Annotated in this window: 20 protein-coding genes and 2 tRNA genes; 13 read left to right on the top strand and 9 right to left on the bottom strand. The window is 76.2% G+C overall.

Annotated features, from left to right (window positions below; genetic code table 11):
* The coding region (locus F1544_RS10870) for a PD-(D/E)XK nuclease family protein (RefSeq protein WP_167585139.1) at nt 1–723 on the top strand (723 nt) is incomplete at its 5' end.
* Between the two features lie 9 nt (nt 724–732).
* Here F1544_RS10870 and F1544_RS10865 read toward each other — a convergent pair.
* Together F1544_RS10865 and F1544_RS10860 are read right to left on the bottom strand one after the other, a co-directional pair.
* A complete protein-coding gene (locus F1544_RS10865; RefSeq protein ID WP_167585137.1) occupies nt 733–1,551 on the bottom strand; it encodes an endonuclease/exonuclease/phosphatase family protein in 819 nt (272 codons plus the stop codon).
* Between the two features lie 26 nt (nt 1,552–1,577).
* On the bottom strand, nt 1,578–2,495 hold the full coding sequence (locus F1544_RS10860; protein ID WP_167585135.1) for a phosphotransferase: 918 nt from the start codon (nt 2,493–2,495) through the stop codon (nt 1,578–1,580).
* Nucleotides 2,496–2,590: 95 nt separating this feature from the next.
* On the opposite strand from F1544_RS10860, the gene nudC reads away from it, so the two are divergent.
* Entirely contained in the window at nt 2,591–3,616 is a 1,026-nt protein-coding gene (gene nudC / locus F1544_RS10855) for an NAD(+) diphosphatase (RefSeq protein WP_208971663.1), read from the top strand.
* A gap of 28 nt (nt 3,617–3,644) precedes the next feature.
* On the opposite strand, the gene F1544_RS10850 is transcribed toward nudC, so the two are convergent.
* Together F1544_RS10850 and F1544_RS10845 are read right to left on the bottom strand one after the other, a co-directional pair.
* Nucleotides 3,645–4,175, bottom strand: a complete 531-nt coding sequence (locus F1544_RS10850; protein WP_167585133.1) for a nucleoside/nucleotide kinase family protein — start codon at nt 4,173–4,175, stop codon at nt 3,645–3,647.
* Between the two features lie 141 nt (nt 4,176–4,316).
* Nucleotides 4,317–4,571: a mycoredoxin gene (locus F1544_RS10845; RefSeq protein ID WP_167585131.1), complete on the bottom strand. Its 255-nt coding sequence runs from the start codon at nt 4,569–4,571 to the stop codon at nt 4,317–4,319.
* A 184-nt stretch (nt 4,572–4,755) separates the two neighbouring features.
* On the opposite strand from F1544_RS10845, the gene F1544_RS10840 reads away from it, so the two are divergent.
* The 4 genes from F1544_RS10840 (at nt 4,756) to F1544_RS10825 (ending at nt 8,253) form a co-directional block, all read left to right on the top strand.
* A complete protein-coding gene (locus F1544_RS10840; RefSeq protein WP_167585129.1) occupies nt 4,756–6,858 on the top strand; it encodes an ATP-dependent DNA helicase UvrD2 in 2,103 nt (700 codons plus the stop codon).
* 205 nt (nt 6,859–7,063) lie between these two features.
* Nucleotides 7,064–7,261, top strand: coding sequence for a hypothetical protein (locus F1544_RS10835; protein WP_167585127.1), 198 nt, complete (start codon nt 7,064–7,066; stop codon nt 7,259–7,261).
* 111 nt (nt 7,262–7,372) lie between these two features.
* Entirely contained in the window at nt 7,373–7,780 is a 408-nt protein-coding gene (locus F1544_RS25375) for a WhiB family transcriptional regulator (RefSeq protein WP_167585125.1), read from the top strand.
* A 299-nt stretch (nt 7,781–8,079) separates the two neighbouring features.
* Nucleotides 8,080–8,253, top strand: a complete 174-nt coding sequence (locus tag F1544_RS10825) for a hypothetical protein (RefSeq protein WP_167585123.1) — start codon at nt 8,080–8,082, stop codon at nt 8,251–8,253.
* Nucleotides 8,254–8,304: 51 nt separating this feature from the next.
* On the opposite strand, the gene F1544_RS10820 is transcribed toward F1544_RS10825, so the two are convergent.
* Nucleotides 8,305–9,399, bottom strand: coding sequence for a ThiF family adenylyltransferase (locus tag F1544_RS10820; protein ID WP_167585121.1), 1,095 nt, complete (start codon nt 9,397–9,399; stop codon nt 8,305–8,307).
* Nucleotides 9,400–9,579: 180 nt separating this feature from the next.
* Nucleotides 9,580–9,738, bottom strand: a complete 159-nt coding sequence (locus tag F1544_RS10815) for a DUF5679 domain-containing protein (RefSeq protein WP_166608498.1) — start codon at nt 9,736–9,738, stop codon at nt 9,580–9,582.
* Nucleotides 9,739–9,790: 52 nt separating this feature from the next.
* Between F1544_RS10815 and F1544_RS25840 the strand changes: the two genes are divergently transcribed.
* Complete coding sequence (locus F1544_RS25840; protein WP_167585119.1) at nt 9,791–10,564, top strand: M48 metallopeptidase family protein; 774 nt, start codon at nt 9,791–9,793, stop codon at nt 10,562–10,564.
* A gap of 24 nt (nt 10,565–10,588) precedes the next feature.
* Here the strand turns inward: F1544_RS25840 and F1544_RS10805 are convergent, their stop codons facing one another.
* A complete protein-coding gene (locus tag F1544_RS10805) occupies nt 10,589–12,133 on the bottom strand; it encodes a zinc-dependent metalloprotease (RefSeq protein ID WP_308470003.1) in 1,545 nt (514 codons plus the stop codon).
* A 161-nt stretch (nt 12,134–12,294) separates the two neighbouring features.
* Between F1544_RS10805 and F1544_RS24335 the strand changes: the two genes are divergently transcribed.
* Nucleotides 12,295–13,467, top strand: a complete 1,173-nt coding sequence (locus F1544_RS24335; protein WP_167585115.1) for a YlbL family protein — start codon at nt 12,295–12,297, stop codon at nt 13,465–13,467.
* Between the two features lie 12 nt (nt 13,468–13,479).
* Here F1544_RS24335 and F1544_RS10795 read toward each other — a convergent pair whose 3' ends face one another.
* Nucleotides 13,480–14,064: a PPA1309 family protein gene (locus tag F1544_RS10795; protein ID WP_167585113.1), complete on the bottom strand. Its 585-nt coding sequence runs from the start codon at nt 14,062–14,064 to the stop codon at nt 13,480–13,482.
* A gap of 107 nt (nt 14,065–14,171) precedes the next feature.
* Here F1544_RS10795 and F1544_RS10790 point away from each other — a divergent pair, with 107 nt between their 5' ends.
* The 4 genes from F1544_RS10790 (at nt 14,172) to F1544_RS10775 (ending at nt 18,761) form a co-directional block, all read left to right on the top strand.
* Nucleotides 14,172–17,237, top strand: coding sequence for a UPF0182 family membrane protein (locus F1544_RS10790; RefSeq protein WP_167585111.1), 3,066 nt, complete (start codon nt 14,172–14,174; stop codon nt 17,235–17,237).
* Nucleotides 17,238–17,300: 63 nt separating this feature from the next.
* Nucleotides 17,301–17,374, top strand: a tRNA-Met gene (locus F1544_RS10785).
* Nucleotides 17,375–17,501: 127 nt separating this feature from the next.
* Nucleotides 17,502–17,575 (top strand) — tRNA-Met (locus tag F1544_RS10780).
* Nucleotides 17,576–17,771: 196 nt separating this feature from the next.
* Entirely contained in the window at nt 17,772–18,761 is a 990-nt protein-coding gene (locus F1544_RS10775; protein ID WP_167585109.1) for an LLM class flavin-dependent oxidoreductase, read from the top strand.
* 22 nt (nt 18,762–18,783) lie between these two features.
* Here the strand turns inward: F1544_RS10775 and F1544_RS10770 are convergent, their stop codons facing one another.
* On the bottom strand, nt 18,784–20,955 hold the full coding sequence (locus tag F1544_RS10770) for a SpoIIE family protein phosphatase (protein WP_167585107.1): 2,172 nt from the start codon (nt 20,953–20,955) through the stop codon (nt 18,784–18,786).
* Between the two features lie 102 nt (nt 20,956–21,057).
* On the opposite strand from F1544_RS10770, the gene F1544_RS10765 reads away from it, so the two are divergent.
* Nucleotides 21,058–22,194 (top strand): pyridoxal phosphate-dependent aminotransferase, encoded by a 1,137-nt coding sequence (locus tag F1544_RS10765; protein WP_167585105.1) that lies wholly within the window; start codon nt 21,058–21,060, stop codon nt 22,192–22,194.
* The last annotated feature ends 3 nt before the right edge of the window (nt 22,195–22,197 follow it).

Here is a 22,197-nt window from a genome sequence, read left to right as displayed (position 1 = left end):
GTCGAGCCGTCGCCGCTGGGTGCGGAGGCCGAGGGCTGGGCCGAGCAGGCGCGGCTGCTGCTGGCCGAGCGGGCCGCGGCCCGCACCGCGCCGGGCGTCCTGCTGCCCGCGCACCTGTCCGCCTCGCGGCTCGTGGCGCTCGCGGAGGACCCGGACGCCCTGGCGCTGCAGCTGCGCCGCCCCGTGCCGCTGCCGCCGCGGCCCGCGACCCGGCGGGGCACGGCGTTCCACGCGTGGCTGGAGCAGCGCTTCACGGCCAGCTCGCTGCTCGACCTCGTCGACGTGCCCGGTGCGGCCGACGACGACGCGGCCGACGACCGGGAGCTGGCGGCGCTGCAGGAGGCGTACCTGGCCTCGGAGTGGGCGCGACGCGACCCGGTGGCGGTCGAGGTCTCGGTCGAGACCCCGGTCGCGGGACTCGTCGTGCGCGGCCGCATCGACGCGGTGTTCCGGATGCGCACGCCCGAGGGCCGCGAGGTCTGGGACGTCGTGGACTGGAAGACGGGCCGGCCGCCGACGGGCGCGGGCCGCCGCGCCCGCGACGTCCAGCTCGCCGTCTACCGCCTCGCGTGGTCGCGGTGGCGGGGCGTGCCGCTGGAGGACGTCAGCGCGGCGTTCTTCTACGCCTCGACGGGTGAGACGGTCCGGCCCGTCGACCTGCTGGGGGTCGCGGAGCTGGAGGCGCTCGTCACCTCGGTGCCCGAGGCGGTGGAGACGCGCTGAGCGGCGGGCTCAGCCGGTGACGGCCTCCCCGACCAGCGGCAGGGCGAGGTCGACCACGAGGGCCCGGTGGTCGCTGCCCCCGACGCGCTCGGAGCGGGCGTCGGTGACCTGCCAGTGCAGCGCGTCGGCCAGCACGTGGTCGAGCTGGACGCGGGGCGCGGGGGAGGGGAAGGTCTTCGCCCGCACCAGCGACGTCCACCCCGACGTCCGGGGCGCGAGCGGCCCCGGCAGGTTCAGGTCGCCCATCAGCACGAGCGGCCGGGGCAGCGACTGCGACCACGCCTTCAGCTGGCGCAGCTGCACGACCGCCCGGGCCGGGGAGAAGGACAGGTGGGTGCTGATCACGGTCAGCGCGCCGGCGGGGGTCTGCACGACCGCGGCGAGGGCGACGCGCTGCTCGTCCGGCACCCACAGCACCCGCTGCGGCGCACCCGCGGGGAGCACGACGGGCAGCTGGGCGCGCGCGGGCGCCATCCGCAGCTCGTGCCACTGCAGGACGGGGAAGCGGGTGGCCAGGGCGATCCCGTAGGACGGCTCGGTCGCGAGCGTCCGCTCCGCCGTGCGGAAGGTGTCGCGCGAGCCGGGGGTGCCGTGCACGGCGGCGGCGAAGCGGTGCTGCCACGCGGGGCCGCCGGCGGCGCACGCCGCGGCGACGAGGGCGGCCTGGTCGGTGCCGCCCGAGCGCGGCAGGAGGTGGTCGACCTCCTGGACGGCGACGACGTCGGCGCCGAGGCCCGCGACGGCCGCGGCCATCCGGTCGCTGGAGAGCTTCCCGTCGCGCAGGTCGCGGCCCGAGGCCGCGTTCACCGTGGCGAGGCGCAGGCGCACCGGGCGCGGGGGGCCGTCGGCGGGGATCAGGAGTCCAGGGGGACGGCGTCGGCGTGGGAGTCCAGGTCGTCCAGCATCCGGCGCGCGTCCTCGACGATGTCGGCGTCCTCGGTGCGCAGGCCAAGCAGCAGCCACCGCGCCAGCGCGAGCTCCCCGGCCAGGCGGGCGCGGACGACGAGGTCGGCGTCGGCGGGCTCGTGGCGGGCGTGGGAGTAGGCCTCGACGACCGACTCCAGCGCCTCCGGCTCGGCACCCACGGCGAGCCACGCGAAGTCGTCCGCGGGGTCGGCCACCTTGGCGTCGACCCAGCCCGTGACGCCGGTCAGGCGGCTGCCGTCGGTGCGGACGTGGTCGCCCACGAGGTCGCCGTGCACGGGGGTGGCCGCGAAGCGCCAGCGCGCCACGTCCTCCATGAGCGCCTCCCAGCGGGTGAGCAGCCGGGGCGGCACGTGCCCGGTCGCGGCGGCGCGGTCGAGCTCCGACAGCCGCCGGCGGCGGTACTCCTCGGCGTCGTAGACGGGGACGCCCGCGTCGGCGAAGACGGCCACGTCGACGCGGTGCAGCGCGGCGAGGCCCGCCCCGATCGAGGCCGCGAGCCCCGGCCCGGGGCGCAGGTCCTCGGGGTGCACGGGGGTGCCGGGCAGCTCGCGGTGCACCAGGCACCGGCCGCCCTCGGGCAGCGTGAGCGTCCCGACGGGCTCCGGGACCGCGAACGGCAGCAGCCCCTGCAGCCCGGTGAGCAGCCCGATCTCGGTGTCCAGCGCCGCGGCCGCGGCGGGGCGGCGCGGGGAGCGGACGACGAAGCGTCGCGACTGCCCGTCCTGCACGAGGGCCACGTCGAAGTCCGCGCCGTCGGCGTCGCCGCGTCCGGCGGCGACGACGTCCATCCCGGGGACGGCAGCGGTGGCGAGGGCGGCGAGGACGCGCGGCGAGCGGACGGGCACGGCCCCACGGTAGGGCGCCGCGGGCCGAACGCCGCGTACCGGTCGCGGGACACCGCCGACGGGTACTCCCCGTGGCCGCTGCCTACAGTGCGCTCGTGACTTCCCGCCCCGCCGACGTCCCCGGCCCGCCGTCCCTCCCGGAGCCGAACGAGGTGCAGCTCGCGAGCGGCCCGCTCGCGGACCTGGCCCTCGCCCGCCCGTCGTCGCTGGACCGGGCCGGCGCCCGCCGCACCACCGCCGGCCTCCTGGACGGCCTCTGGGCCGACCCCCGCACCCGCGTCCTGCGGGTGCACTCCGGCCGCGCGCCGGTCGTGCCCCGCCGCGGGGGGTGGCAGCTCGTCCTGCAGTCCCCGGCCGACGTGCCGGCGCCCGGGCCCGACGACCTGACGCTGTACCTGGGCTCGGCCGACGGCGTCGAGCACGTCGCCGTGGTCTCCTCCGAGTCCGAGCCCGAGGTGGCCGACGGCTCCGCGGGCGACGAGGAGTGGCGCGGCCTGCGCGAGGTCGGCACCGCGCTGCCCGACCTCGACGCGCGCCTGTTCACCGAGGCGCTCGCGATGGGCAACTGGCACGCCGTGACGCGGTTCTCCCCGCGCACCGGGGAGCGCCTGGAGACGACCACGGCGGGCTGGGTCCGCGCCGAACCCGGTGCGCGCGAGCACTTCCCGCGCACCGACGCCGCCGTCATCATGGCCGTCGTCGACCCGCAGGACCGGCTGCTGCTCGGCCACCAGCCGATCTGGCCGGCCAACCGGTACTCGATCCTCGCGGGCTTCGTGGAGCCGGGGGAGTCCTTCGAGGACACCGTGCGCCGCGAGGTGTTCGAGGAGGCCGGCATCCTCGTCGGGCCCGGCGACGACGACGTGCGCTACCTGGGCAGCCAGCCGTGGCCGTTCCCGGCCTCGATCATGGTGGGTTTCACGGCGCGCGCGGTGACGACGGACATCCTCGTCGACGGCGACGAGATCGCCCTGGCGCGGTGGTTCAGCCGCGAGGAGCTCGCCGAGGCCGTGCAGACGGGTGCGGTGCTGCCGCCGCCGTCGGTGTCGATCTCCCGCAAGCTCATCGAGGCCTGGTTCGGCGGCCCGCTGCCCGTGCCGGACGAGCAGCCCTGGGCCTGACGTCTCCGGGCCGCCCGGCCGGGCGCGCTCAGCGCAGCAGCTCGGCCGGGTGCTTCGGGTCCTCGCAGCGCAGGACGGCGTCCGCACGGGCCACGGGGTCGGACTCCGCGAGGTAGCGGTGCCACCCGCCGAGGACGCGGGCCACGTCCGGCTCGGGCGTGCGGCGACGCACGGCGGCGTCCGACGTCGTGAGGTGCACGACGAGGTCGAGGCCGGAGCGGACGTCGTCGCGCAGGAGGAAGGGCCCGGACAGGACCAGGACGGCCTCGTCGGGCACGTCCTCGCGGGCGGCGCGCGAGGCGCGGTCGGTCGCCGGGTCGTGCAGCGACGGCACCCACCAGCGTCCCGAGGGCGCACCCAGCGGGTCGAGGACCTCGCGGTGCAGGCCCGAGACGTCGAGCCAGCCGTCGTGGAAGGCGTCCGGGTCGTCGCGGCCGAACTCGTAGCGCAGCGAGCGGGGCCGCCAGAAGCCGGTCCAGTCGGCCTGCAGGACGGGGCGGGCCCGCCGGCGCAGGGCGTCGGCCAGCAGGCCCGCGTAGGCGCTCGTGTCCGCGTCCACGGCGCCGTCGACCCCGACGCGCGCCCCGGCCGGGACGTCGACGGCCCACCGGTCCGCGAACTGCTCGGGGCCGGTGGGCCGGTACGTGGCGCTCAGAGGGCCGCTGCGCTCAGGAGGCTGCCGTGTCGCGTGGGCTCGCCGTCAGGCGGCGAGGCGGGCCTTGACGTCCGCGACCGACGGGTTCGTCGCGGCGGAGCCGTCCGGGAAGAGCAGGGTCGGGACGGTCTGGTTGCCGCCGTTGACCCGCATGACGAAGTCGGCCGCGTCCGGGACCTCCTCGATGTTGACCTCGGAGTAGGAGATGCCCTCGCGGTCCATCTGCGACTTCAGGCGGCGGCAGTACCCGCACCACGTGGTGGTGAACATCGTGACGCTGCCCGCAGCAGGTGCCTGCATGGTGCCCTCTCCTCGCTCCGCCGGGCCGGTCCCGACGCGTTCACTCCCTCCAACCCCGCGGCGCGCGCCGCTCTTCCCCGTGGGCTCGCCCCGCGTCGCGGGCCTGGGGACGGCGGGCGTGTCCACAGCGGCGCGCCGTGCCTGCGCGGAGCAGCGCCGCGGGGTTGAGAGGATGGGCCCCGTCATGACTGCCGCACCCCTCACCGCCCCGTCCGCGGACTCCGTGCTCGCGGGTCTCGACCCGGAGCAGCGCCAGGTCGCCACGACGCTCGACGGCCCCGTCTGCGTCCTCGCCGGCGCGGGCACGGGCAAGACGCGCGCGATCACCCACCGCATCGCCTACGGCGTGCACTCGGGCGCCTACGTGCCCAACCGCGTCCTCGCCGTCACCTTCACGGCGCGCGCGGCGGGGGAGATGCGTACCCGGCTGCGCGACCTCGGCGTCGCCGGCGTGCAGGCCCGGACCTTCCACGCGGCCGCGCTGCGCCAGCTGCAGTTCTTCTGGCCGCAGGCCGTCGGCGGGAGCCTCCCGCACCTGGCCGAGCACAAGGCGCCCCTGGTCGCCGACGCCTGCAACCGCCTGCGCCTGTCGGCCGACCGCGCCCGCGTCCGCGACCTGTCCGCCGAGGTCGAGTGGGCGAAGGTCATGCTCGTCGACGTCGACGACTACGTCCGGGTGGCCGCCAAGGCCGGCCGCGGCGACCCGGGCGGGCTGGACCTCGCCACCGTCGCGCGCCTCATCCGCACCTACGAGGACGTCAAGACCGACCGCGGGGTCATCGACTTCGAGGACGTCCTCCTGCTGACCGCGGGCATCCTCGACGAGCGCCCCGACGTCGCGGCGACGGTCCGCGAGCAGTACCGGCACTTCGTGGTCGACGAGTACCAGGACGTCTCGCCGCTGCAGCAGCGGCTGCTGGACCTGTGGCGCGGGGACCGCCAGGACCTCTGCGTGGTCGGCGACGCCAGCCAGACCATCTACTCCTTCGCGGGCGCGACGCCGGAGCACCTGCTCGAGTTCCCGCAGCGCCACCCCGGCACGACCGTGGTGCGCCTCGTGCGCGACTACCGCTCCACCCCCGAGGTCGTCGGCTTCGCCAACGCCGTGCTCTCGCAGGCCACCGGCAAGCACGCGCGCGCCCGCCTCGAGCTCATCGCGCAGCGGCCGTCCGGCCCGGCGCCCACCTTCACCGCCTACGACGACGACGTCGCGGAGGCCTCGGGCGTCGCGGCCCGCATCGCCGCGGAGGTCCGGGCCGGGCGCTCGGCCAAGGACGTCGCGGTGCTGTTCCGCACCAACGGCCAGAGCCAGGCGATGGAGGCGGCGCTCGCGGACGCGGGCGTCGGCTACGTCGTGCGCGGCGGGGAGCGGTTCTTCTCCCGCCGCGAGGTCCGCGACGCGATCGTCCTGCTGCGGGGTGCGGCGCGCTCCGCGCTGCCCGGCGCTGAGCTGGGCGGGGAGGTGCGGGCCGTGCTGTCCTCGGCGGGCTGGACCGAGAAGTCGCCGACGGCCGCGGGTCAGGTCCGCGAGCGCTGGGAGTCGCTGCAGGCGCTGGTCGTCCTCGCCGACGAGCTCGCGGACAAGCGCCCCGACGCGGGCCTGCCGGAGCTCGTCGCCGAGCTGGAGGAGCGGGCCTCGGCCCAGCACGCCCCCACGGTCGACGGCGTGACCCTGGCGTCGCTGCACGCGGCCAAGGGCCTGGAGTGGGACGTCGTGCACCTCATCGGCGTGTGCGAGGGCCTGCTGCCCATCAGCTTCGCTGAGACCCCGGACGACGTGGAGGAGGAGCGGCGGCTCCTCTACGTCGGGGTGACCCGGGCCCGGGAGGGCCTGCACGTGTCGTGGGCCAACGCCCGGACGCCCGGTGGCCGCGCCAGCCGCAAGCCGTCGCGCTTCCTCGACACCGTGCGGCCGCAGGCCGCCGGCGCGGGCGGGGCCGGGCGGCAGCGGCCCTCGGGCGGGGCGCGCAAGGCCTCCGCTGGGCCGGCCAAGTGCCGCACGTGCGGGAACCTGCTCGCCGCGGGGGCGGAGCGGAAGCTCGGCCGCTGCTCGACGTGCCCCTCGACGTTCGACGAGGCGGTCTTCGACCGGTTGCGGGAGTGGCGCTCCGGCGTCGCACGGGAGGACTCCGTGCCCGCCTACGTGGTGTTCACCGACGCCACCCTGACGGCGATCGCCGAGACGATGCCCACCGACGTGGACGCGCTGGCGAAGATCTCGGGCGTGGGCCCGACCAAGCTGGAGAAGTGGGGCCAGGACGTCCTGGCGCTCCTGACCTCCGCCTGACGTCCCGCCCCGACCCCTCGGACCGGGGCCGGAGTCGTTGCCGCGCAACGACTCCGCCCCCACCACCCCCTCCGCCCGGCAACCCGCTGGAGAACGCGCCGTAAAAGGCGTTGTCGCCCCGGGCCGGGTAGCCCTACAGTCGGAGCACGCCCACGGGCGGTGCACACGGGCACCGCGCGGCGAACGCAGGAAGGGGGCAGCCACGATGGACAGCAACGAGATCTCGACCGGTGTCGTCGTCGCGGCCCCGGCCTCCTGCCTGCGGGAGCGCATCCCCGCGACCACCTCCGGTCACTCCACGGGTGGAGTGCGTCCGCTGCCGGGCGCCCGTCGTGCCGTCACCGGCTTCGACTCCACCACCCTCCCGTCCTCGGGGACCACGAACCTGGCACCACCGGTCTAGCAGCAGCGACCGGTCTCCCAGGCCGCGGATCCCGAACACCGGGTCCGCGGCCTCTCTGCGTCTGCGGGCTCTCTCCCGGAAGTTCCACCCCACGCGAGAGATGCACCAGAGATGACGACGACGAGCGACCGGCCCGCCCACCGCCAGACGCAGGAGTTCCGCACGCACGGCGATGCCGGCCGGAACTCCCCGGACCAGGGAACCACCGTGAACACCAGCACCACGCACCGCGAGGAGGGAGGCGACGTGACGCGCCACCAGGCACTGGACGAGGAGACGCTGGGGAACCTGGCGTGCCGCCGCTTCGACGCCGAGCTCTGGTTCGCCGAGTCGCCCGAGGACGTCGAGCTCGCCAAGTCGCTCTGCACCGGGTGTCCGCTCGCGACCGCCTGCCTCGCAGGCGCTCTCGAGCGGAACGAGCCCTGGGGCGTCTGGGGCGGCCAGCTCGTCCTGGGCGGGACGGTCGTCGCGCGCAAGCGTCCCCGCGGACGCCCGCGCAAGCACCCCGTCGCGGCCTGACCGGGCCTCCGCAGCCCGGCCGAACCAGCCCCGGCCGCACCAGCACCGAGCGCACCAGCACCGACCGCACCACGAGCACCACCAGCACCGGAACCCCGTGAGGGGGACCACGACGAGGGACCCGCACGGGAACCTCCCGGGACCACGCCGTCGCCCCCCGCACCGCCGGGGGCCGCGGCCGGGGTTCCTCCGCGTCCCCGGACCGGCCGCCGAGACCGTCGGCCGGCCGGGTGACGCGCCCTGCCGAACACCAGCACCCGCACCGGCCGAGGCCGGCCGGGCGATCCGAGGAGATCGAGATGTCGTACGTCGAGGAGGCGCTCGTCCGCGAGCGCCTCGTGGAGGGCCTGCGCACCGCTGACCGCGTGCGCCGGGCCCGGGCCCTGCGCGCCCGGCGCCAGGCCGAGGTCGCCGCCCGGCGGGCCGAGCGCCTGGCCGAGCGGGCCGAGCAGCTGGCGCTGGTCCCCGCCTGAGGGCGGGAACCGCCGGCCCCGCTCACGGGCCGCGGCCGGCCGGGGGGTTCCTCAGCCGGCCGCGGTCCCGGGCAGCGGCAGGTCGACGCACCCGCACTCCGGGTGCGGGAGCCACCGCCGCACCTGCACCACGCCCTCGGGCAGCAGCACCTCCAGCGTCGCGCCGCGGGCGAGGGGGGTGAGCCCGTCCAGGTGCGCCAGCACCTGCAGGGCGACGAGCCCGGCCAGCAGCGTGGCCGTCGCCGTCTCCTCGTGAGCCGTGCCGGCCGCGGTGGGGGAGAGGGCGGCGGTGGACAGCTGGTCGAGGGCCAGCGGCCACCCCGGGTCGGCGTCGGTGCGGTGCAGGTCCAGGCACCGCAGGCACGCCGTGCGCCCGGGCAGCACGAGCGGCCCGACCACCGCGTCGGTGTCGCGCACCACCACCGACAGGTGGGGGACGTCCTGGGCGAGCAGCTGCTGCGCGCTCGCCGAGCGGGCGGCGTGGTGGTCGACGAGGACGACGAGGTCGGCCGGCCCGTCCCGGCCGGGACCGTCGTCCTCGCGTGCCGCCCGGCGCCCGGGGCGTCGCACCGGGTGCGGCACCGCCACCTCCGCGGCGACCTGCTCCGCCGCGCTCCCGCGGCGGCTGCCCACGTGCTCGGCGCGCAGTCCCGCGGGGGAGACGTCGGCCTCCGCGACGAGCCGGCCGTCCTCCGCGACGACGCGGCCGATCCCGGCGGCGGACAGCACGGCGGCCAGGCCCGCGCCCGTGCGCCCGGCCCCGACCACCGCGACCCGGCGCCGCCGGCGGGCGGCCAGCCGCTCGGGGCCCGGTGGCCCGTCCGGGTCGTAGGCGGCCCAGGCCACCGCGTCGGGCACCCACCGGCTCGTCGGTCCCGGGCTCAGCCGCCGCACGCCGGCCGCGAGCCGGCCCGGCAGCACGGCCCCCGACACGGTGAGCTCCCGCAGCAGCGCCGCCGCGCGGCGGGCCCCGGCCGCGGTCGCGCTGGTGGGCCCGTGCACCGCCAGGGCGAGCAGCGCCTCGACCTCGTCGCGCTCCAGCGGGCCGACCACGCTGCCGGAGCGCGGCGACGACCCCACCTGCAGGCGCCGTCCGGGGCGGACGGCCAGCGGGACACCGGTGAGCGAGAGGTCGGGAGCGGCCATGCGCCCACCCTCACGCAGTGCGGGCCGCCACTCCCGCCGCCGTCCACAGGCTGCGCCGTCCACAGGTCGCACGGCTCCTGCCCCCGGCGCCCGCACCCGAGCACCGGCCGGACGTGCCGCTGGCCGCGAACCCGGAGGGGGTCGCGGCCAGCGGCACGAGGTCGGCTCTCGCCGGGTGGGTCAAGAGGCCTTGCCGAGGATGCGGTTGAGGTTCGTGCCGCACACGGGGCACTTGCCCTTCGCCATGCGGCGGCCGTTCGTCTCGACGATGTCGCCCTCGGCCTCGCGCTTCTCCTTGCACTTCACGCAGTAGAACTCGCCCTGGTACGTGTCGGCCATCGTTCCTCCTGAAGTCCTGACGCCCCGGTCCGTCCGGTGGCCCTTGCGCGCCATGGTGCCCTCAACGCGCGTGAGCGGCCCGTCGGCGCGCGCGGGCCGGCGCCCGGACGCGCGTCCGGGCGCACCGGGGCAGCGGAGCGCTCCGGCGTGGTCACCGGGTGTGGGAAAGCCCTCCTCGAACGAGGGCGTGACGAGTACCCTGCCGGGGGTGGACGGCGTGGAGGTGCGTCGCAGCCGCCGTCGCACCCGCACGGTGTCTGCCTACCGCGACGGTGAGCGCACCGTCGTCCTCATCCCTGCCCTCTTCACGCCCGCCGAGGAGCGCGACTGGGTCGAGCGGATGGTGGCGCGGCTCGAGGCCGCCGACCGCCGCCGCAACCCGGACGAGGACGTCCTGCTGCAGCGCGCGCAGGAGCTGTCGCGGCGCTACCTGGCCGACCTGGCGCAGCCGTCCAGCGTGGTGTGGGTCGAGAACCAGCTGAACCGGTGGGGTTCCTGCACGCCCGCCGACGCGAGCATCCGGCTGTCGACCCGGCTGCAGGGGATGCCCGGCTGGGTCCTGGACTACGTCCTGGTCCACGAGCTCGCGCACCTGCTCGTGCCGACCCACAGCCGGCACTTCTGGGCGCTGCTGGAGGCCTACCCCCGCACCGAGCGGGCACGGGGGTTCCTCGCCGGGATGGACTTCGCGGCGGGCCGCCCGGACAGCGGCGAGGGTCTCGACGACCTCCTCGAGGAGGACGACCCGCCGGTGGCGGCCCTGGCCCGCCACGACGCGACGGCGGAGACGGTCGTGGTGGGGCGCCGGGGGCGCGCGACCGGCTGAGCCGCGCGCCCCGTCGGCCCCGTCTCAGGCCTGCGGCGGTCCGTCCGGGGTGTCGCCCGTCCCGTCACCGCGGGGGCCGTCGTCGTCCAGCAGCTGCCGCAGGGCGGCGTCGATGTCGTCGTCGGCGGGCTGCCCGCCCACCGCGGCACCCGTGCGCCGGTCGGCGAAGGCCGCCGGGTCGTCGAGGTCCGCGGCCGTCGGCAGCAGGTCCGGGTGGTCCCAGACGGCGTCGCGGCCCGCGGCCCCGGCCCGCTGCTCCAGCAGCTCCCACAGCGCGGCCGCCTCGCGGGCGCGGCGCGGGCGCAGCTCCAGGCCCACGAGCACCGCGAAGGCGTGCTCGGCCGGGCCACCTGTGGCCCGGCGGCGGCGGACGGTCTCCCGCAGCGCCGCGGCGTGGGGCAGGACCCGGGCCGCGGCCTCGTCGACCACGTGGTCGACCCAGCCCTCGACCAGCGCGAGCGCGGTCTCCAGCCGGGCGAGCGCGGCCTTCTGCTCGGGCGTGCTCTCGGGCTCGAAGATGCCGGAGGACAGCGCCTCCTGCAGCGACTCCGGGTTGGCGGGGTCGACCTGGCTCGCGGCCTCGGCGATGCGCTCGCCGTCGACGCGGATGCCGCGGGCGAAGCTCTCCACCGTGCCCAGCAGGTGCGAGCGCAGCCACGGGACGTGCGCGAACAGCCGCTGGTGGGCGGCCTCGCGCAGCGCGACGTAGCGCCGCACCTCGTCCAGCGGCACCTCGAGGCCCTCCGCGAAGGCCGCGAGGTTGGCGGGCAGCAGGGCCGCGTGGCCCGCGGGGGCCAGGGGCAGCCCGATGTCGGTGGTGCTGAGCACCTCGCCCGCGAGCGTCCCGATGGCCTGGCCGACCTGCATGCCGAACACGCCGCCGCCGACCTGGCGCAGCATCTGCCCGGCCGAGCCGAGCATGGCGGCCATCTCCGGCGGCGCCTGCTGCGTCATGGCCTCCGCCATGGCGGTGGCGACGTTGGCGGCGACGGGCTCGACGAGCTGGCGCCACACCGGCATGGTCCGCTCGACCCACTCGGCGCGGCTCCACGACTCGGTGGTCGCGCTCGGCTGGTCCATCTCCGTCACGCCGTCCAGCCAGAGATCGGCCACGTGCAGCGCGTCGTCGACGGCGCGGCGGTCGGCCGCCCCGGGCGTCGCGTCGCCGGCCTGCGCGGCGGCCTGGCGGGCCACGTCGTGCGCGACCTCCCAGTTGACGGGGGAGTCGCCGGAGCTGGACAGGAACTTCTGCAGCTGCCCGAGGACCTGGCCCATCATCGCCGGGTCGAAGCCCTCGCCGAGGCCGGGGATGCCGGCCCCGAAGCCCGGGGGCAGGCCACCGGGCAGGCCGCCGCCCGGGATGCCGCCGCCCGCGAACAGCGGGCCGAGCAGGTCCTCGAGCGGGTTGCCGGAGCCGGAGCTCCCGCCGGTCGGCCCGGGGGTGCCGGACGGGCGGAAGCCGGGCTGGCCACCGCGCTCCGGTCGGTCCACGGAGCCCTCGTCCTGCGAGCCCTCGTGGTTCCGGTCGTCGTCGGGGCCCTCGGGCCCGTCGTCGCCTCGCTGGTCCACGTCGCTCCTCCAGTGCTCTGCCGGGGTCGCCTCCATTCTGGCCCCCCCGCGTCCAGACCGACGAACGGCCGGGGGTCCGCGTTCCACACCCCCGCGTCCGCGCGGGTGGCGCCACCCGCCGCGGCGACGGAGCGTGCGGTCGGCTGACCTACGGTGGGGCGGTGCAGCGAGCGACGCCGACGGGGCCGTCCGAGCGGGGGGCCTCCGAGGCGGGACCGCCCGGGGCACCCTCCGGGACGCCCGAGCCCGCCACGTCCACCGGCGCACCGGCCGACCCGGCCGTCGCGGCCCGCAACGTCCTGCTCGCCGCCTCCGCCGTGACCACGGTCCTGCTGGCGTGCCTGCTCACGCTGCTGCCCGTGCCGTACGTGGCGCTGAGCCCCGGCCCCGTGCGCGACGTCACCGCGGCCCCGTCGTCGGCGTCGAAGGGCCTCATCACCATCACGGGCGCCCCGACCTACCCGACCGACGGCGAGCTGGACTTCACGACCGTCTCCCTGCGCGGCGGCCCGGGCCTGGAGATGGACCTGCCGGAGCTGCTCGTGGACTGGCGCGACCCCGACGTCAGCGTCGTGCCGCGCGCCGCGTACTTCCCGCCGGAGCAGACGCAGCAGCAGGCCGACGCGGAGAGCAGCGCCGAGATGACGGGGTCGCAGGAGAGCGCCAAGGTCGCCGCGCTCACCGAGCTGGGCATCCCGGTCCCGAGCACGACCACCCTGCGCGTCGCCTCCGTCGACCCCGCCGCGCCCGCGGCCGACGTGCTGCGCCCCGGCGACGTCATCACGTCCCTGGACGGGAGCACCGTCGCGGACTTCGCGGCCCTGCGCGCCGCGGTGACGGCGCTCGCCCCGGACGCCGACGTCCGGCTGGGGATCCGCCGCGGAGAGGAGGCGAGGACCGTGTCGACGACGACCTACGCCGTCGAGGGCGCCACGCGCCTCGGGGTCGCCCCCGAGGTCGACTACACGTTCCCGTTCTCCATCGACATCGCCATCGACGACGTCGGCGGCCCCAGCGCGGGGACGATGTTCGCGCTGGGCATCGTCGACGAGCTCACGCCCGGCTCCATGACGGGCGGGCAGCACATCGCGGGCACCGGGACCATCGCCGTCGACGGCACGGTGGGCGTCATCGGCGGTCTGCGCCAGAAGGTCCTCGGCGCCCGGGCCGAGGGGGCGCGCTGGTTCCTGGCCCCCGCCGCGGAGTGCCCGCAGGTGGCCGGGGCGACCCCCGCCGGCATCACGGTCGTGCCGATCGAGACCCTCGACGGGGCGCGCACGGCCGTGGAGGCGATCGGCGCGGGCCGCGGCGCGGGCCTGGCGACCTGCGGCTGACGCCCCGCCCGCTCAGTCCTCGAGCGTCGCCTGCAGCGCGCTGACCAGGCCCGGGACGAGGTCGGCGCCCGTGCGGACCTCGCCGTCGGAGTCCTTCGACCGGCTCCGGACCGCGCACTCGTGTCGGCCGTCGCGCAGCACGCCGACGGCGATGCGGACGTCCTCGGCGGCGGGGTGGGCGGCCAGGGCGCTGGCGCGGGCCCGGTCGTCCTCGGAGCCGACCGCGGCGCGCACCTCGGCCTCGGCGTCCGGCGGCACGAGGATGCGCTCGACGACCACGGCGGCGCCGTCGACGCCCGCGGGCCAGGCGAGCTGGCCGAGGAGGTCGTCGAGGTCGCCGACCTCGGGCACGCCCTCCTGCTCCACCGAGGTGAGGTGGCCGGGGTCGGCGCGCGCGTCGTCGACCACGTTGGCGGGCAGCCGGTCGGCCAGGGACGGGTCGCGGCGCAGGGCCTCGGCGGTGCGCACGAGCGCGAAGAGGCGCACGGGGGCGCCCCAGCCGTCGGAGGCCACGTGGCGCTCGATCTCGGCGACGGCGCGCCAGAGCCCCCCGGAGTCCGGGGTCGGCCGCGGGTCGGTCGTGGTGGTCTCGCTCACGGGCGCCCATGCTGTCACGCCCGCGGAGGCCGACCCGGTGTGAGCAACGAGACGGTCACGATGCGTCCTGGTGGGCACCCGGAGCACCCCTTGTAAGTTGCTGAGTCGTGAGCTTCCCTTCGCGCCCGCCGTCCCGGCCCGTCCTGCGCCGGCGACGTCGCGGGGCACTCCTGCCGACCGTGCTCGTCCTGGCCGGCATCCTCGTCGCCGTCGTCGTCGCCGCCCGCGTGGTCACCGACGTCTGGTGGTACGACCAGCTGGGCTTCCTCCAGACCTTCACGACCAAGCTGTGGCTGCAGCTCGCGCTGTTCGCCGTCGGCGGCGGGCTGCTGGCCGCGGCCGTCGCGGTGTCGCTGACCGTCGGCTACCGCAGCCGCCCGATCTACGCGCCGATCTCCAACGAACAGGCCGGCCTGGACCGCTACCGCGAGTCCCTGGAGCCGCTGCGCCGCCTCGTGGTGATCGTGCTGTCCGTGGCGACGGGCCTGTTCGGCGGATCCGTCGCGATGAGCCAGTGGCAGACGCTGCTGCTCTTCCTCAACCGCGTGGACTTCGGCACGAAGGACGCGCAGTTCGGGATGGACAACGGCTTCTACGTCTTCACGCTGCCGTGGGTGGGCTTCCTCGTGAGCTTCCTGTCGGCGGCCGTCGTGCTCGGCGGCGTCGCCGCGCTGGCCACGCACTACCTCTACGGCGGGCTGCGCCTGTCCGGCGGCGGCCCCCGCACCACGCGCGCCGCGCGCATCCACCTCGCCGTCCTCGCCGCGCTGTTCCTGCTGCTGCGCGGGGCCGGCTACTGGCTGGACCGCTACGAGCTCATGACGTCGCCGTCGACGCACATCAACATCCAGGGCGTCGTCGGGCCCAGCTACACCGACGTGCACGCGGTGTTGCCGGCCAAGGCGATCCTCGCGATCGTCGCGGTCCTGGTGGCCTTCCTGTTCGTGGCCGCGGCGGTCGGCGCCTCGTGGCGCCTGCCCGGGCTCGGCACCGCCCTGCTCGTGGTCAGCGCCATCGCCGTCGGGGGCATCTACCCGTGGGCCGTGCAGCGCTTCCAGGTGACGCCGAACCGGCAGGCCCTGGAGCAGACCTACGTGCAGAAGAACATCACCGCCACGCGCGACGCCTACGACGTCGCGGACAGCGAGGTCAGCGAGTACGTCGCCGACACGACCGTGACGCAGGGCCAGCTGCGCGCCGACGCCCAGACGATCCCGGGCATCCGGCTGCTGGACCCCTCGATCGTGTCCGCGGCCTTCCAGCAGACGCAGGGCCAGCGCAACTACTACGCCTTCCCCGAGACCCTGGACGTCGACCGCTACGCCCTGGAGGGCAAGAGCCAGGACACGGTCATCGCGGCCCGCGAGCTGAACCTCGCCGGGCTGGGGCCGGCCCAGCGCAACTGGGTCAACGAGCACACCGTCTACACCCACGGCTACGGCGTCGTCGCGGCCCGCGGCAACTCGCGGGCCCCGGACGGCCGGCCCAGCTACTTCGAGTCCAACATCCCGTCCGCGGGGGAGCTCGGGGCCTACGAGCCGCGGATCTACTTCGGCGAGAAGACGACCGACTACTCCGTCGTCGGCGGCCCGGCCTCCAAGAGCCCGGTCGAGATCGACTACCCGGACAACAGCGCCCAGGGCTACGCGACCACCACGTACGGCGGTGGGGGCGGCGTGGACGTCGGCAACCTGCTGCAGAAGGCCGCCTACGCGCTGAAGTTCGGCGACCAGAACATCCTGCTGTCGTCCTCGGTCAACGCGCAGTCGAAGATCCTCTACGACCGCACGCCCCGCGAGCGCGTCGAGAAGGTCGCGCCCTGGCTGACGCTGGACGGCGACGCCTACCCGGCGGTCGTCGACGGCAAGGTCCTCTGGCTGCTGGACGGGTACACGACGTCCGCGTCCTACCCGTACTCGGCGACGACCGCGCTCGGCGACGTCACGCAGGACTCGCTGACGCAGACGCAGAACAGCGTGCAGGCCCTGCAGGACCGGACCGTGAACTACGTCCGGAACTCGGTCAAGGCCACCGTCGACGCCTACACCGGCGCCGTCACCCTGTACGCGTGGGACGACCAGGACCCGGTGCTGCAGGCCTGGATGAAGGCCTTCCCGCAGGCCGTCGAGCCGCTGTCGAAGGTGGACGGCGACCTCATGAGCCACCTGCGCTACCCGCAGGACATGTTCAAGGTCCAGCGCGAGGTGCTCGCCCGCTACCACGTGACGGACGCGAGCTCCTTCCTCACCGGCCAGGACTTCTGGGACGTGCCCGGCGACCCCACGACGGACACCGCCGAGGGCGTCGCGGCCCCGGCCCAGCCGCCGTACTACCTGACGCTGCAGATGCCGGGGACGAGCACGTCGTCGTTCAGCCTCACGACGAACTACGTGCCGCTGCGCAACGCCACCGGCTCGGGCAGCCAGATCCTCACGGGCTTCGCCGCGGTGAACTCCAACGCGGGGGCGACGGCCGGCCGGAAGAACGACGACTACGGCAAGATCCGCCTGCTCGAGCTGCCGCAGTCCTCCACCGTGCCGGGCCCCGTGCAGGTGCAGAACAACATCCAGTCCAACGCGCAGGTCGCCGAGGCGACCCGGCTGCTGCAGCTGGGCGCCAACTCGAAGGTCATCAACGGCAACCTGCTGACGCTGCCCGTCGGCGGCGGCCTGCTCTACGTGGAGCCCGTCTACGCGCAGAGCACCGGCGACAACTCCTTCCCGCAGCTGCGGAAGGTCGTGGCCGTCTTCGGCGAGCAGATCGGCATCGGCGACACCCTGGACGACGCGCTCAACCAGGTGTTCCAGGGCGAGTCGGGCGCCTCGGCGGGCGACGAGGGCGCGCCGTCGACGACCCCGGGGGCGAGCCCGTCCCCGTCGGCCTCCCCGACCGCGCCGGCCGCCGACCAGACCGCCCAGCAGCAGCTGGACGCGGCGCTGACCACGGCCCGGCAGGCGATCACCGACTCCGCCGCGGCCCTCGCGGCGGGCGACTTCACGGCGTACGGGCAGGCGCAGACCCGGCTCTCCGACGCCGTGACCGCGGCCACCCAGGCCCAGACGCGGCTGGAGGCCGCCGCCGGGACGACCCCGACGGCGAGCCCCTCGGCCTCGCCGTCCTCGAGCCCCGCCGCCACCCCGGCCGCCACCCCCTCGGCGACGCCGACGCCCTGAGCACCGGCTGCCCGAGAACGGATTTGGCGCTCCACCCCGCGTCGCGTAAGGTCGTCGTTGCGACGCGGGGTGGAGCAGCTCGGTAGCTCGCTGGGCTCATAACCCAGAGGTCGCAGGTTCAAATCCTGCCCCCGCTACTCCATGGCGAAGGCCCGGACCACACGGTCCGGGCCTTCGTCGTTCCCAGCCCCGCCCAGCCGGCTGCGCGCACCCGTCCCCGCGATTTGGTGTGGCGGCCGTCGTCCCGTAACGTTCTGGGTGCGACGCGGGGTGGAGCAGCTCGGTAGCTCGCTGGGCTCATAACCCAGAGGTCGCAGGTTCAAATCCTGCCCCCGCTACTCCAGACGAAGGCCCGGACCTCACGGTCCGGGCCTTCGTCGTTCCCGGCGTCCTCAGGGCCGCGGCCGGGGCGCCGGCGGGCTCCCCGGTGGGAACAGCAGGCGGCGGCCCCTGGTTGCCGAGGAGGTCGGGGCACCGTGCCGGGTGTTCGTCACCGGCACCACCAGCCACCGCACCACCGGAAGAGGTCGCCCGATGTCCCTGCCGCTCTCGATCCTGGACCTCGCCCCCATCGCGCCCGGGGAGTCGGCGAGCCAGAGCATCGCGGCGAGCGTCGCGCTCGCGCAGACGGCGGAGGAGCACGGCTACGGCCGCGTCTGGTACGCCGAGCACCACAACATGGCGACCATCGCGTCCTCGGCCCCCTCGGTGGTCATCGCCCACGTCGGCGCGCACACCAGCACGATCCGGCTGGGCTCGGGCGGCGTCATGCTGCCCAACCACTCCCCGCTGACCGTGGCCGAGCAGTTCGGCACCCTCGAGGCCATGTACCCGGGGCGCATCGACCTCGGCCTGGGCCGCGCGCCCGGCTCCGACGAGGCGACGACGTACGCGCTGCGCCGCGACCCGGCCGCCTCGGCGTCCTTCCCGGAGGACGTGCAGGAGCTGCGCGCCTACCTCGCGGGCCACTCGCGCGTGCCCGGCGTGACCGCGGTCCCCGGCAACGGCTCGCACGTGCCGCTGTACGTCCTGGGCTCCTCGACCTTCGGGGCCCGCCTCGCCGCCGCCCTGGGCCTGCCCTACGCCTTCGCGTCGCACTTCGCGCCCCAGTCCCTCGGTGCCGCCGTCGCGGCCTACCGCAGCGAGTTCCGCCCCTCGGAGCAGCTGGAGCGCCCGCACGTCATCGCGGGCGTCAACGTCGTGGCCGCCGACACGGCGGAGCAGGCCCACGAGGCCCGCGAGCAGGTGCTGCGCACGTTCGCGACGTCGCTGTTCGGGCGCGGCCGCACCTTCTCCGAGGCCGAGGTCGACCAGCTGATGGCCTCCGCCGCGGGGCAGCACGTGCGCCAGATGCAGACCTACTCGGCCGTCGGCACCCCGTCGGAGGTCCGCAGGTACCTCGAGGAGTTCCGGACGGTGGCCGACGCCGACGAGCTGATCGTCGCCCACCAGGCGCGCGACACGCAGGCCCGCCTGCGCTCGGTCGTGCTGCTCGCCGAGGCGATGGAGTCCGTCGCGGCCTGACCGCCCGGCGACGCCGCCCTGCTCATCCTGCAGGTGCGGCGAACGGCAGGCGCACGGCCAGCAGGGCGCAGTCGTCCTCCGGCGCGTCGCCGACCAGCTCCCGCAGGACGTGGTCCAGCAGCTCGTCCGGGTCGCACCCCGCGCAGGTGGCGAGGACGCGGCGCAGGTCCGCGATCCCGTCGTCGATGCTGCGCCCGCGGTGCTCGATGAGCCCGTCGGTGTAGAGCAGCAGGGTCGAGCCGGGCGGCAGCAGGTGGACCCGGTCGCTGCGGGGGGTGTCCGGGAAGAGGCCGATGAGCAGCTCGGGGTCCCCCTCCAGGACCTCGGTGGTCCCGTCGGCGTGCAGCAGCACCGGGGGCGGGTGCCCCGCGTTGGTCCAGCGCAGCCGGCTCGGCCCGCCCCCGTCCTCGTTCCCGTCCCCGCCCGGCGGCTCGACGTGGGCCACGACCAGGGTGGCGAGCCCCTCCAGGTCCAGCGCGGCGAGCGCGCGGTCCAGGCGGGAGACGGTCGCGGCGGGGGACTCCCGCCGGTCGACGGCGTAGGCGCGCAGCAGGCCCCGCAGCTGGCCCATGTGGGCCGCGGCGGCCATGTCGTGCCCCGTCACGTCGCCGATGACGACGGTGGTGGAGCCGCCGGGGAGCGCGACGGCGTCGTACCAGTCCCCGCCGACCTGCTCCCCGGCCGCGGCGGGCACGTAGCGGGCGCGCAGCTGCAGGTGCTCCGACGCGGGCAGCCGGGTCAGCAGCGAGCGCTGCAGCACCTCCGCGGTGCCGCGCCGCTCGGTGATCAGCGTCGCGCGCTGCACCGCCTGGGCTGTGTAGCGCGCGAGCGCCCGCAGCGCGTCCTGCTGCTGCACGGGCAGCTCGTGGGGCCGGTCCCAGTGCAGGAAGAGGACGCCGACGACGTCGTGCCCCGCGACCAGCGGCAGGTGGGCGCTCGCGGCCCGGGTGGGCGTCCCGCTCGCGCCGGCGAGCGAGGCCCGCTCGTCGGCGCGGAAGACCGCCTGCCGCGTGCGCGTGGCCAGGGCCGCCGGCTCGTCCCGCTCCCACGCGGCGCGGGACCGGGCTGCAGCGGGGCCGACGGGCGCGTCCTGCGGGTCCGGGCCGTCCCGGGTGGGGTCGGGGAGCAGCAACCCGCCACCGGTGGCCCCGAACTCGGTGGCGATGACGTCGCCGATGGTCGCGGCGACCTCCTCCAGGGTCACGGTGGCGGTCAGCGACTCGCTCAGCGTCAGCAGCAGCCGGCCGAAGCGTCCGGCGACCTCCGCGGCCGCCCGGGCCTCCTCCGCCGCCGCCTGCGCCCGTTGGGCCCGCTCGGCGTCGGCCCGCGCGACGTCCCGCTCGCGGGCGGCGACGACCTGCCCGGTGACGTCGCTCTGGACGCTGACGTGGTGCGTGAGCGTCCCGGCCGCGTCGAAGACGGGGGAGATCACGAGGTGGTTGTAGAACGCGGACCCGTCGTGGCGGTAGTTCACCAGGGTCTGGCTCACGGTCTCCTGCGCGGCGAGGCCCCGGCGCAGGTGGGCGACCGCCTCGGGGTCCGTGTCGGCGCCCTGCAGGAAGCGGCAGTTGCGGCCGACCACCTCGGCGCCGGTGTAGCCGGTGAGCTGCTCGAAGCTGGGGCTGACCCAGATCAGCGGGTCGTCGGGGGCCGTGGGGTCGCTGATGGCGACGGCGAGCCCGCTCGCCAGCACCGAGCCGCGCGCCCGGTCGGTCGCGGCGGCGGCCTGCACCCCGGCGACGGCGTCGGGGAAGCGCAGCGGCATCAGCACCAGCAGCGAGCGCGCCCGCAGGGGTTCGGGTGCTCCCAGCAGGGGGATCCCGATGGCCCACAGCGCCTCGCGGGCCCGGGTGGCCTGCGAGCGCAGCGCGGCGCTGACCTGGCGCCCGCTCCCGGGGTCCCCGGCCGCGACGTGCGAGAGGGGGGTGCTGCTGGCGCCGAGGGCGTCGCCGGAGGCGACCTGCAGGCCCGCCGCGTGCGACCAGTCCTCCACGTCGACGGGCAGGCTGACGTGGGGGGCGAGCTCCCGGGCGAGGTCGTTGACGTACACGACCTGGCCGGAGGCGGTCTCGACCAGCAGCACGGCGGCGGGGTAGTCGTGCACGACGCTCGGCAGCGCGAGCTCCAGGGCCACCTCGGGCACCCCGCGGGCCGCCGGTCCGCCGTGCCCGGCGTCGTCCGCCTCCTCGCTCACCCCGTCAGCCTACGAGGCGCGGGTGCGGAGGGTGATCTCTGCGCACGCCGCGCGCGCGGGGTGCTGCCGGGGCGCGCGCGGTCCGGGTGGCAGCATCGGCGGGTGCCCCGCATCGCCCCCCACGCCCTGGACATCCCCGCCTCCGGCATCCGGAGGATCTTCGAGCTCGCCGTCGGCCAGGACGACGTGATCCACCTGCACGTCGGGGAACCCGGCCTGGCCGTGGCGCCGCACGTCCTCGCGGCGGGCGCGCGGGCCTGGGAGGCCGACGAGACCCGCTACACCGCCAACGGCGGCCTCCCCGAGCTGCGGGCCGCGATCGCCCGCAAGCTGCTGCGCGACAACGACCTGGAGGTCGACCCCGAGCAGGTGTGGGTGACGGCCGGCGGGATGCAGGCGTTGCACCAGGCGATGTCGCTGACCCTCGACGCGGGGGAGGAGGTCCTCGTCCCCGATCCCGGGTACACGAACTTCTCGATGGCCGCCCGCCACGTCGGGGCCGTGCCCGTGCCGTACCGGCTCGACCCCGCGACGGGGTTCCAGCCGGACCTCGCCGACCTCGAGGCGGCGATCACCCCGCGCACCCGGGTGCTGCTGGTGAACTCCCCGTCGAACCCGCTCGGGGTCGTCCACCCCGCCCCGGTGCTGCGCGACCTGGTCGAGGTCGCCGCCCGCCACGACCTCTGGGTGATCAGCGACGAGGTGTACGAGCGGTTCACCTACGGCGTGCCCCACGTCAGCGCGGCCACGCTCGACCCCGACGGCCGCGTGCTGTCGGTGTTCTCCTTCTCCAAGACCTACGCCCTCACGGGGGCGCGGGTGGGCTGGTTCGTCGCGCCCCTCGCGTGGGCCCCGATGCTGCGCAGCGCGCAGGAGGCCGTCGTCAGCTGCGTGAACGTCCCGGCGCAGCGCGCGGCCCTGGCCGCCCTCGACGGCGACCAGGGGGTCGTGGAGGACGCCCGCGAGCACTACCGGGCCACGGTGGTGGCGGCGTGCGACCTGCTGCAGCGCGAGGGCCTGCGGTTCCACCGCCCCGAGGGCGCGTTCTACCTGTGGGTCGACGTCTCCCACGCCAGCGGGGGCGACGTCGAGGCCTGGTGCGAGGAGTTCCTGCGCACCCGGCGCGTCGCCGTCGCGCCCGGCACGGCGTTCGGGGCCCACGGCGAGGGCTGGGTCCGCGTCTCGCTCGCGGGCGCCCGCGCCGACGTGCTGGAGGGGCTCGCCCGCTTCCCCGCCTGACCG

Origin of the sequence: Kineococcus rubinsiae (assembly GCF_011839805.1) — a bacterium.
GTDB lineage: Bacteria > Actinomycetota > Actinomycetes > Actinomycetales > Kineococcaceae > Kineococcus > Kineococcus rubinsiae.
Note: the sequence above shows the minus strand (reverse complement) of the source record. Positions and strands in the feature narration are given on the sequence as shown.